At 49.7% G+C, this 11,435-nt stretch carries 10 protein-coding genes and 1 pseudogene; 3 read left to right on the plus strand and 8 right to left on the minus strand.

The features are described from left to right. The 4 genes from Q3O60_RS17735 to Q3O60_RS17305 all read right to left on the minus strand — a co-directional run. The coding region (locus Q3O60_RS17735; protein ID WP_369812687.1) for a transposase at window positions 1-294 on the minus strand (294 nt) is incomplete at its 3' end. 87 nt (window positions 295-381) lie between these two features. Continuing rightward, on the minus strand, window positions 382-915 hold the full coding sequence (locus Q3O60_RS17295) for a hypothetical protein (protein ID WP_305895180.1): 534 nt from the start codon (window positions 913-915) through the stop codon (window positions 382-384). A 318-nt stretch (window positions 916-1,233) separates the two neighbouring features. Next, on the minus strand, window positions 1,234-2,322 hold the full coding sequence (locus Q3O60_RS17300; protein ID WP_305895181.1) for an IS91 family transposase: 1,089 nt from the start codon (window positions 2,320-2,322) through the stop codon (window positions 1,234-1,236). Continuing rightward, window positions 2,319-3,158: a tyrosine-type recombinase/integrase gene (locus Q3O60_RS17305; protein WP_305895182.1), complete on the minus strand. Its 840-nt coding sequence runs from the start codon at window positions 3,156-3,158 to the stop codon at window positions 2,319-2,321. Before Q3O60_RS17305 ends, Q3O60_RS17300 begins: the two co-directional genes overlap by 4 nt. A 316-nt stretch (window positions 3,159-3,474) precedes the next feature. Here Q3O60_RS17305 and Q3O60_RS17310 point away from each other — a divergent pair. The 3 genes and pseudogenes from Q3O60_RS17310 to Q3O60_RS17320 all read left to right on the plus strand — a co-directional run bounded on the left by Q3O60_RS17310 (window position 3,475) and on the right by Q3O60_RS17320 (window position 5,101). Beyond that, window positions 3,475-4,512: pseudogene (locus Q3O60_RS17310) on the plus strand (integron integrase). A gap of 44 nt (window positions 4,513-4,556) precedes the next feature. Then, entirely contained in the window at window positions 4,557-4,823 is a 267-nt protein-coding gene (locus tag Q3O60_RS17315; protein WP_305895183.1) for a DUF4160 domain-containing protein, read from the plus strand. Window positions 4,824-4,834: 11 nt separating this feature from the next. Beyond that, the gene (locus tag Q3O60_RS17320; RefSeq protein WP_305895184.1) at window positions 4,835-5,101 is read left to right on the plus strand and encodes a DUF2442 domain-containing protein; all 267 of its coding nucleotides are present in this window, start codon (window positions 4,835-4,837) and stop codon (window positions 5,099-5,101) included. 55 nt (window positions 5,102-5,156) lie between these two features. Here the strand turns inward: Q3O60_RS17320 and prpF are convergent, their stop codons facing one another. From prpF to prpB, 4 genes are all read right to left on the minus strand, one after another. Beyond that, window positions 5,157-6,332 (minus strand): 2-methylaconitate cis-trans isomerase PrpF, encoded by a 1,176-nt coding sequence (prpF, locus tag Q3O60_RS17325; protein WP_305895185.1) that lies wholly within the window; start codon window positions 6,330-6,332, stop codon window positions 5,157-5,159. Between the two features lie 198 nt (window positions 6,333-6,530). Continuing rightward, window positions 6,531-9,119, minus strand: coding sequence for a Fe/S-dependent 2-methylisocitrate dehydratase AcnD (gene acnD, locus Q3O60_RS17330; protein ID WP_305895186.1), 2,589 nt, complete (start codon window positions 9,117-9,119; stop codon window positions 6,531-6,533). A gap of 196 nt (window positions 9,120-9,315) precedes the next feature. Next, the gene (gene prpC, locus Q3O60_RS17335; RefSeq protein ID WP_305895187.1) at window positions 9,316-10,440 is read right to left on the minus strand and encodes a bifunctional 2-methylcitrate synthase/citrate synthase; all 1,125 of its coding nucleotides are present in this window, start codon (window positions 10,438-10,440) and stop codon (window positions 9,316-9,318) included. A 56-nt stretch (window positions 10,441-10,496) separates the two neighbouring features. Further along, complete coding sequence (gene prpB / locus Q3O60_RS17340) at window positions 10,497-11,396, minus strand: methylisocitrate lyase (RefSeq protein ID WP_305895188.1); 900 nt, start codon at window positions 11,394-11,396, stop codon at window positions 10,497-10,499. Window positions 11,397-11,435 lie beyond the last annotated feature (39 nt).

Consider the following 11,435-nt stretch of genomic DNA (forward strand, 5'->3'; position numbering starts at 1 on the left):
CTCCTTCTTTAGCTTCGCCAGCTCCTGGCGCAACCGTTTAAGCTCTGACTTCTCTTTCTCACTAATGGGCTTATCCGCCGGCTCTTTCGTCATGCTGATCCTTCTCGTAGGTTGGGCAACAAACCTACCCTCCCGGTACTCTTGCCGCCAGCGATAAACCATTATCGGATGTAACCCTAAAGCTTCCGCTATCTGTATTGTAGTAACACTAAGCTTTTCAGTTAAATCGATAACCTTTAATTTAAACTCAACGCTGTATTCCACAACCCGATGGTCACAAAGTATTCTTGCCATTTTTTGCCTACCTCATCGTAATGATAGGCGTCTACTTTATTGGGGGAAGTATCGTCGAGCCGCAAAGCGGCGTTTTGGTGGCACTTGTTAGCCTTCATGCTTGACCTTTAGCTTTGCATTATCAAATAAAGTAACAAAGCCTTTCTCTTCAGATAGCTTTAAGAAAACTGACAAGCCTATTTCATTAATCTCACTTGGAAACTTCTGAAAACCGGTTTGAACTGAAAAATTCAATTTGCCGGATCTTTCATCATGAATAATTTGTTGGGTTGCGATAAAGTTTTTTACCGCTTCATCTGACAGTTTTAGAGTGTACTCAGTCTTTCCCGCTGACTTTGAGAAAAACCCGGCCACCGGTGCAATTTTTTCTTGGCGAAGCAAAATCAACGGAAACTTAAATTCTCTTATGCCTTTTTCAGTGGTTAGTTCAAGAGCTAATTCAGCACTTTCTACGTCTGCTAGAACAGGCTCATCAACCTGTATTTTTGCCCTAAGATCCTGAGCCTTAATGTTTACAAAGTCATCTTTACCAAATGAACTAAACTCGAGCATTGTGCTGAGCGGGACACTCGCACAGCTGCTTAATAAAAATGAAATTAAAATCAAAGAAAATCTTGTCATAGAAACCATCCTTGTCTTGAAGGCTAACGTCTTAGCGTTTTATCCGGCACGTTGTTCAGTGACGGCTAAACGTCTGTTGAACGGACCGGCTCACTTAATTCTTGGTATAACTGATGCTAATGGAATTTGTTTTTTAAGGGAACAGCTTATTTACAGATTTAGGCACGTCGTGTTGCGTTTTTTTCTCAAGCCTGAGCTGCTCAGCCTCTGTCTTTTTGAACAACCCTGGCTGCTTTTCTGCCTTAACCTGTGAGTTGGCAATACTACACCGCAGATCACAGGGATCTGTTTTCATCGCAATAGCTACTCTGCTATTGCTCAACCATCTGCTATCGCCGACGGTCTGTAGATCAGCAGCGAAGCTAAGTGCAACTGGCCTACATGACAGTGCGGACAATGCCAGCAAGGCTTATCCGGCTCTGTTGCTTTCGTTTCAGTTTCAGACTTCGGCTTTTTCTCCTGTCCTCTGATGATCGCCAGCTTTCGCCTACGACAGCGGTTGGCCAGCAGGCCATAGTGCCGGATCCGCATAAATCCTTTTGGTAACACATGGCTTAGGTAGCGCCGGATAAACTCACAACCACTCAGCGTCATCACTTTGCGCTTATTGCCATCCTGATAGTCCCGGTAGTTAAAGCTGACGCTTTCTGCACCTATGTGTTGTAAACGGCTTTCATGTAACACACCTTTGCGGGTGTAGCGCCCAAGATAACGCAACACCGTTTGCGGCTTGCATAAGCAGGCTTTGCTAAATACGGTCCAGGGCTTGCTCATTAATGTTTCCGCACTGGGGATTTCCAGCTGATGCTCACGCAGTTGCTGCATCATTTTGGCTCTGAACACCGTCGATAATGCTTTTACCGGGAACAGGTAGCCTTTAGTGATCACCTGCCAGCGCTCGGTTTGACTTAACATCCCGCCGGGGATTAAGCAGTGCAGATGAATATGCTGCGTTAATGTCTGGCCCCAGGTGTGCAGGACTGCCGTCATACCCAGCTCGCCTGCTGTTTTGAGATGCTGGCTGGCGAACTTACTGAGGGTTTGCCATACCGCGCTGAACAGGCTTTTGTAGAGTTTCTCCGGTGCATACTGGCTCATCACATTCAGCTCATGCGGCAGGGTAAACACCAGATGAAAGTACTTCGCCTGCACCAAATTGGCGGCCTGTGCTGCTATCCAGTCACGGGTTCGTTGTCCCTGACATCGAGGGCAATGTCTGTCGCGACAAGAGCAGTACACCACTTGCTGTTGCTGGCAACTATCGCATTGCCATAACTGCTGCCCTAAAGCGGCAGTGCGGCATTGGCTTATGTGCGTGCAAGCAGTGGCTTGTTGCCAGTTTAATGCGTAGGCTTGCTTGTAGGCCGGTAGAAACCGCTCCAACACCTCACTCAGATGCAGGCTCATGCTGTTGTCCAACCTGCCAGTAAATCTCTGGCACCATTACCCATCTCCGGTAGCCAGTGCAAATAACGTTGAGTGGTTTTTATGTCGGTATGACCTAATTGGTTTTGCAGTTCATACAGCGGCATCCCCGCAATCAACTGATGCGTGGCGTAAGCATGGCGTAAACTGTGAAGGCTACACCCACTGGGTACGTTTGCTGCCCGAACCGCTTCCTTAAACGGCTTGGTAATACAACTGCTGGACATCGGTATATCCATGCCTCTGCCAGAATAAAACAGCACGTCGCGGGGCCGGTATAACTGCCAGTATTCTCGGAGCAAGTTAAGTACGGCCGGGGCCAGCACAACGTACCGGTCTTTATTGCCTTTGCCTCCCACAACTCTGAGCGTGCTTCTCTGACCATCAATGTCGGCGACTTTGGTGTTGATCAGCTCCATTAATCTCAGGCCGGTGCCATAGTAAGTCATTAGCATAAAACGGTGTTTTCTATCAGGGCACAGTGAAATGACAAGCTTCACTTCGGCAGGCTTTAATATCACTGGCGCTTTAACTGGCCGCCTTGATAACGGCTTAGTGATAGTAATTTCCTTGTGCAGTACGGCTTTATAGAAGAAACAAATCCCATTGAGCTGGATATGAATAGTGCTACGGGCTAACTGTTTCTCTAACGTCAGATACCTGAAATACAGATCAAGCTGCTCTTCCGTAATGGTATCCGGGCTTTGGTAGTAGTGGCGGCTTAACTGCTCAACCGCATACAGGTAGGTTTCTTCGGTTCTTTTGGCAAGACCGCGCAACCGACATTCGTCGATCATCGCTTGGCGTAACGGGGTCATGATAATTCTCCGGTTGAATTGGGAACAGTCCCGGAGTAAGTTTGGTTCAATATTAGCTGGTTGCTGCGGGCTCCGCGCAGCGGCTTAGTTCAACAGCTTAATAGTTTGGAAAATCCCTTCTTTCCGCACGGGAATTTCCCTTCTATCTTTTTTCGATTGCATCAATCTAGCGAACTCCCCTTATCAAATCAACAACTTCATAACCAAGATGTAAAATTTTATTGCAAAAAACAGGTTTTTCCCTGCAAGTGACTTGATAACAATAAATTTACCAACTACTGTTTATTTATACATATTAATTCATGAGGTTCGAGCGATGGCTTCACCATTTCTTGATCACGTGGCAGAGTTTATGACGGTTCGCCGTTATGCCAGGCGCACTGTGGATACTTACATTTATTGGATCCGCTTCTACATTCTGTTTAGTAAAAAGCAGCACCCTGCCAAGCTGGGCGATGCTGATGTCGAGCTGTTTTTAAACTATTTAGCCAATCAGCGCCATGTAGCGCCGCGGACTCAGGCAACGGCTTTAAATGCACTTAGTTTTTTGTACAGCAAGGTGCTGCAAAAGCCACTGTCCCTCAACCTTGACTTTAACCGATCTCAGGTGAGCCCTAAGCTTCCGGTGGTGCTAACCCGGGCTGAGGTTGCTGCACTTTTACGACTGATCGACCCAAAGTACAAGTTAATTGCGCAACTGATGTATGGCAGCGGTTTGCGTTTAATGGAAGCGGTCCGGCTGCGGGTACAGAACATCGATTACGATTACCTGTCGGTAATGGTGTGGCAGGGGAAAGGCAACAAAAACCGTCGGGTCACACTTGCACCCGAATTGGTTACAAGCCTGAAGCAACAAACTCAGCATGTGATGCGGTATTTTCAGGCAGATCTGGCGAACCCTGACTATGCCGGTGTCTGGCTTCCCTTTGCACTGGCACGCAAAAATCCAAGCGCTCCCAAGCAACTTGGCTGGCATTACTTGTTTCCGTCGATAAAGCTTAGCCTGGATCCCGAATCTAAATGCATTCGTCGCCATCATCTGGATGAATCCTGTGTACGGCGTGAAATCAAAATCGCCGCCCGCAAAGCGGAAATTCGTAAAAATGTTACTTGCCATACATTAAGGCATAGCTTTATAAAATGCGTCCATGCATTTTCCCCTTCGGGCCAGCCTACGGCTGTTCAAATTCATTCCTGATGAATTTGTGCAACCCACCTGCTGGAATCCGGCGCGGATATCCGTACGGTTCAGGAACAGCTTGGCCACATCGATGTGCGTACTACACAGATTTACACCCATGTACTCAATCGCGGTGCCAGTGGCGTGAAAAGCCCGTTATCGCAGTTGTTGTAGGTAAAGACAGTCAGATTTCGCTATACTTCAAAAGGAGAATGTAAATGCCGACTATCTCGATGTTCTATGGCATTATTATCCGGATGTATTACGCTCCGAAAGAGCACCCACCACCGCATTTTCATGTGTACTACGGTGAATACAAGGCAACCATAGACATCAGAACCTGTGAGTTGATGCAAGGCTCACTTCCCAATAAGCAGACAAAGCTTGTGTTGGCATGGGCAGAATTACATCAAGACGAACTGTTAGCTGATTGGGCATTGGTGATGAATGGCGAAGAGCCATTTAAAATTCAGCCACTGAAGTAAGAGGAATAAGCATGCAACCATCGGTCAAAAAAGTCACGGCACTTGAAAACTACCGGCTATCTGTAGAGTTTTCCAATGGTGAGCATGGCACCTTAGATATGAATCCTTACCTTGATTTTGGTGTGTTCGAACGGCTCATAGATCCTGGTGCATTTCAGCAAGTATTCGTATCCTTTGACACCATCGAATGGCAGTGTGGTGTAGATCTTGATCCTGAATTTGTGTACAGCAAGTGCCAACGGACGGATGCTAAGCCAAAGCTAACCGCAAACAGCTGATCTTTTTATAACTCAAAAAGGCGCCGCAGCGCCTTTATTCGTAAAATGCCCTGCTTTAGAAACTATCACCGGGCACTCGCACCCAGCCTTCCATCAACACCCGCGCGCTGCGGCTCATAATGGCTTTGGTAACAACCCAGCCGCCGTTGATTTGCTCTGCAGCGGCACCAACTTTCAAGGTGCCGGATGGGTGGCCGAAGCGAACGGCTTTCAACTCGCCACCGCCTGCTGCCAGGTTAACCAAGGTGCCGGGGATAGCGGCTGCGGTGCCAATGGCCACGGCTGCAGTGCCCATCATGGCGTGGTGCAATTTCCCCATCGATAACGCACGTACCAGTAAGTCGATATCCGCAGTGGTCACTTCTTTACCGCTGGACGAGACATAGGCTTTGGCCGGTGCAACAAAAGCCACTTTCGGCGTATGCTGGCGGTTGGCTGCTTCGCTAATGTCATTAATCAGCCCCATTTTTACCGCACCATAGGCGCGAATGGTTTCAAAACGGGCCAACGCTTCCGGGCTTTCGTTAATAGCTTCCTGCAATTCAGTGCCGGTGTAGCCGATATCTTCCGCATTGAGGAAAATAGTCGGGATTCCGGCATTGATTAAAGTGGCTGGGAAGCTCCCTACCCCCGGCACTTCAAGTTCATCAACCAACTGACCGGTTGGGAACATGGATCCGGTGGCATCGGCTGGGTCCAAAAACTCGACTTGCACTTCAGCGGCTGGAAAAGTCACCCCATCCAACTCAAAACCTCCGGTTTCCTGCACAGCTCCATTGCTCATAGGTACTTGGGCAATAATGGTTTTACCTATATTGGCCTGCCAAATGCGTACCGTACAGATGCCATCACGTGGAATACGGCTAACATCAATCAAGCCATTGCTGATGGCGAACGAGCCTACTGCGGCCGTTAAGTTGCCGCAATTGCCGCTCCAGTCGATAAAGGGCTTATCGATAGCAACCTGACCAAACAGGTAATCGACATCGTGCTCCGGCTGGCTGCTTTTGCTTAAGATCACGGTTTTACTGGTGCTGGAGGTTGCGCCACCCATGCCATCGGTATGTTTACCGTATGGATCCGGGCTGCCAATCACCCGCAGCAGCAACGCATCCCGGGCAGGCCCCGGCACTCTGGCTTGCTCTGGTAAGTCATCCAACTTAAAAAACACCCCTTTCGAGGTTCCGCCACGCATATAGGTGGCTGGAATGCGGACTTGTGGTTTAAACATTACTTACTCCAAAAAATTAATTATCCGGCGGAACCTCTGCGGTAGAGGGAACTACCGCCAGGCACTTGTGCCTGCGAGCAAGAAAAAATCGCATTTTTTCGCAGCGATAAGGTTCAGCGGTAGGAACCGCTGAACCGGATCAAACAAAGCTACCGCCACGCATATAGGTGGCTGGAATACGGATCTGTGGTTGAAACATTAAACTGCCCCTTCCAGGAAGTCCTTGGCAAAGCGCTGCAACACACCACCTGCATCGTAAATCGACAGCTCTTCTTCCGTATCCAGCCGACAGGTCACAGGCACTTCAACCCGCTCGCCATCTTTACGGTTGATCACCAGCGTTAAACGGGCCCGTGGTGTTGGGGTACCAAGTACATCGTAGGTTTCAGTACCATCAATCGCCAATGTATGCCGGGAGGTGCCTTCATCAAACTGCAGTGGCAGCACGCCCATACCAATTAAGTTGGTACGGTGAATACGCTCGAAACCTTCAGCAGCAATGGCTTGTACACCGGCTAAACGGACCCCTTTGGCCGCCCAGTCACGCGATGAACCCTGGCCGTAATCAGCCCCGGCGATAATGATCAGCGGCTGCTTACGCTCCATATAGGTTTCAATGGCTTCCCACATGCGGGTGACTTTACCTTCAGGCTCGATACGGGCCAAAGACCCCTGCTTTACCTTGCCGTTCTCCATAACCATTTCATTCAACAGTTTCGGGTTGGCAAAGGTGGCACGTTGCGCCGTTAAGTGATCGCCCCGGTGCGTTGCATAGGAATTAAAGTCTTCTTCCGGTACGCCCATGCTGGCCAGGTACTCACCGGCCGCACTATCGAGCATAATGGCATTGGATGGCGATAAATGATCGGTGGTAATGTTATCACCCAGCACGGCCAGTGGCCGCATGCCCGTTAAGCTGCTTTCACCCGCCAAGGCACCTTCCCAATAAGGAGGACGACGAATATAGGTACTTTGTGGCCGCCAATCGTAGAGTGGATCGATGTGCTCGCCATAGTCGACCGACAAAGTAAACATCGGCTCATAAACTTTACGAAACTGTTCTGGCTTGACACTGCTTGCCACTACTTGATCGATTTCTTCATCGCTTGGCCAGAGATCTTTAAGCGTTACTGGGTTGCCAGCTTGATCCAGCCCCAGCACATCTTTTTCGATATCAAACCGGATACTACCCGCGATGGCATAAGCCACTACCAGTGGCGGTGAGGCTAAAAAGGCTTGCTTGGCATACGGATGAATTCGGCCATCAAAGTTCCGGTTACCCGATAACACCGCAGTAGCGTACAGGTCGCGCTCAATCACTTCTTGCTGGATCACCGGATCAAGGGCACCACTCATGCCGTTGCAGGTAGTACAAGCAAAGCCAACAATACCGAAGCCTTGCTGCTCCAGTTCGGTTAATAGCTTGGATTCTTCCAGATACAGTTGAACGGCTTTGGAGCCAGGGGCTAATGAGGTTTTTACCCAGGGCTTAGGCAGTAAGCCTTTGGCGTTGGCGTTACGCGCCAATAAACCGGCCGCAATCACGTTGCGTGGATTACTGGTGTTGGTGCAACTGGTAATGGCAGCAATGATCACAGCCCCATCTGGCATCTTGCCTTCTTCGGTAACATAAGGGGCTGCAATGCCGCTTGAAGCCAAATCAGCGGTCGCTAAACGTGCATGTGGGTTCGAAGGCCCGGCCATGGTGCGGCCAACCGACGATAAATCAAATTTCAGCACCCGCTCGTAATAAGCTGTTTTTAAGCTATCCGCCCATAAACCAGTGGTTTTGGCATAATTTTCTACCAGTTTCACCTGCTCTGGCTCACGGCCCGTTAAGGTTAAGTAATCAATGGTTTGCTGATCAATGTAGAACATGGCGGCTGTCGCGCCATACTCAGGAGTCATATTGGAAATGGTAGCGCGATCGCCCAAGCTTAAGCTGGATGCCCCTTCGCCAAAAAACTCCAAATAAGACGACACCACTTTTTGTTTGCGTAAGAACTCGGTTATGGCCAGTACAATATCGGTGGCGGTAATTCCCGGCTGGGCTTTGCCGCTTAGCTCAACACCGATGATCTCGGGCAAGCGCATCCAGGATGCACGGCCTAACATCACGCTTTCTGCTTCCAGGCCACCGACACCAATGGCAATGACGCCAAGTGCATCGACATGCGGGGTATGGCTATCGGTACCCACCAGTGTATCCGGGAAGGCTACACCATCCAGCGAATGCACGACTGGCGACATACGCTCCAAGTTAATTTGGTGCATGATGCCGTTGCCTGGTGGGATCACATCGACATTTTTAAAGGCAGTTTTGGTCCAGTTGATAAAGTGAAAACGGTCGTCGTTGCGACGATCTTCAATGGCGCGGTTTTTGGCGAAAGCATCTTTATCGGCGCCACCGTGCTCAACTGCCAATGAGTGATCAACAATCAGCTGCGTCGGCACCACAGGGTTTACTTTTGCCGGATCGCCGCCTTGCTCAGCAATAGCATCACGCAGACCGGCTAAATCGACCAAGGCAGTCTGGCCAAGAATATCGTGGCACACTACCCGGGCTGGGTACCAGGGAAAATCCAAATCGTTTTTGCGTTCAATAAATTGTTTTAAAGCATCCGTTAACATCGCCGGATCGCAGCGACGCACCAGATTTTCGGCCAATACCCTTGAGGTATAGGGCAGCTTATCGTAGGCACCCGGCTGAATATCGTCTACAGCAGCACGAGTATCGAAGTACTCCAGATTGGTGCCCGGCAGTGGTTTGCGGTAATTTGTATTCATAAGTCTGCTCAGTCGTTGTTGTGCATGTAAGAAACACTCGCTTTGGACTCGAACCGGCTGACTCACGCAAACACGCCATAAACCCATCCGGGGCTTCAACGGTTCGCGTAGAGCAAGCCTTATCTCGCTTCTTGTGTATCTGCCTGATGGCGAAGCGGCTTGTCCAATTGATTCGCCAAAAACACGGCGTTATGCCTTAACGCTGGTTGATTGGTGGCACTGGCCGTGGCGCTGGTCCGGTGTACTCGGCACTGGGACGAATAATCCGGTTATTGGCGCGTTGCTCCTTCACATGAGCGGTCCAACCGGTTACGCGTGACATGACAAAGATAGGCGTAAACAGCTTGGTCGGGATGCCCATAAAGTGATAGGCCGAGGCATGAAAGAAATCAGCATTACAAAACAGCTTCTTCTCGCGCCACATCACTTCTTCACAACGCACCGACACATCGTACAAGCGCGAATCGCCATACTCAGCAGCCAGCTTCCCGGACCATGCCTTAATAATAGCGTTACGCGGATCTTTTTCCCGGTACACCGCATGGCCAAAGCCCATGATTTTTTCTTTACGCTCCAGCATGCCCATCAGGGTTTGCTCGGCTTCATCAGCATTTGGCATGGATTCAATCAACTCCATCGCCGCTTCGTTAGCACCACCGTGCAACGGGCCACGCAGTGAGCCAATGGCTGCCGTCACGCAAGAATGAATATCTGACAAAGTAGAAGCACAGACCCGCGCGGTAAAGGTTGATGCATTAAACTCATGCTCTGCATACAGGATGAGTGACGCATGCATCACTTTTTCATGCAGCTCGCTTGGCTTTTTATCGTGCAGCAAATGCAGGAAGTGAGCGCCGATGGAATCGTCATCGGTGTCGGTTTCTACCCGGACGCCATCATGGCTGAAACGATACCAGTACGCCACAATCGCCGGAAATAAAGCCAGCATGCGTTCAATGTGGCCATCCGCTTGGCTAAAGTCGGTTTCCATTTCCAGATTACCCAGCATGGAACAACCGGTACGCATCACATCCATCGGATGCGCTGACGCAGGAATACGCTCCAGTACATCTTTTAAAGCTTGTGGCAGCTTGCGTAGTTGCTTCAGTTTGCCTTTGTACTCAGCCAACTGGCCAGCATTTGGCAGTTCGCCATGTGCCAGCAAATAGGCCACTTCTTCAAACTCTGCAACCTCTGCAAGATCAGAAATATCGTAGCCGTAATAGGTTAAGCCCGAGCCAGATTGCCCTACCGTGCAAAGCGCCGTTTGCCCTGCGACTTGTCCGCGCAAACCTGCGCCCGTTAATGCTTTATCGACCATGATCGTTGTCCTCTTATTCTGTTGATTCAAATTCGAAACTGATTGCACTCACGCCATTACTTCTTTTGGCTAAACAGCTGGTCCAGCTTTTCTTCAAAGGCGTGGTAATTCAAAAAGTCATACAACTCCATCCGCGTTTGCATATCGTCAATCACTGCTTTCTGATCGCCTTGCTGCAAAATGCTTTGGTACACATTCAATGCCGCTTTGTTCATCGCCCGAAACGCGCTAAGCGGATACAACACCATGGCGACACCGACCGAAGAAAGCTCTTGTTTATTAAACAAAGGCGTCTGACCAAACTCAGTGATGTTGGCCAGTACCGGAATATCCAGTGCCTTGGTAAAAGCTTGGTACTGCTCCAGCGTATGCACCGCTTCGGCAAAGATCGCATCGGCCCCAGCGGCCTGACAAGCTAAAGCACGCTCAATGGCGGCATCAACACCTTGCTGTGCTAAGGCATCGGTCCGCGCCATGATAAAAAAGCTTTCATCAAAACGAGCATCGACCGCTGCTTTAACGCGATCAACCATTTCATCTTGTGAGACAATTTCTTTATTGGGGCGATGGCCACAACGCTTCTGCGCGACCTGATCTTCAATATGAAAACCAGCGGCACCAGCACGGGTCATTTCTTTCACGGTACGGGCAATGTTAAAGGCCCCACCCCAACCGGTATCGGCATCCACCAACAAAGGCACTTCGGTGGCACCTGTGATACGGCGAATATCTTCGCAAACGTCATTCAGCGACGTCATGCCCAAATCAGGCAAGCCAAAGGAAGCATTCGCCACACCAGCACCGGATAGATACAGTGCCTGATGGCCAACCCGCTCTGCCATCATGGCAGTATAGGCGTTGATGGTGCCAACCACCTGCAATGGCTGATTGTCGACAATGGCCTGGCGAAACTTTCCACCTGCAGTAGATGCGCCAGCGCTTGTAGTAGTGGTCATAATAAACTCCCTGATTGTGCTTAACTTTGTTGTATTAAC

It is taken from the genome of Alkalimonas collagenimarina (assembly GCF_030717845.1).
Taxonomy (GTDB): domain Bacteria; phylum Pseudomonadota; class Gammaproteobacteria; order Enterobacterales; family Alteromonadaceae; genus Alkalimonas; species Alkalimonas collagenimarina.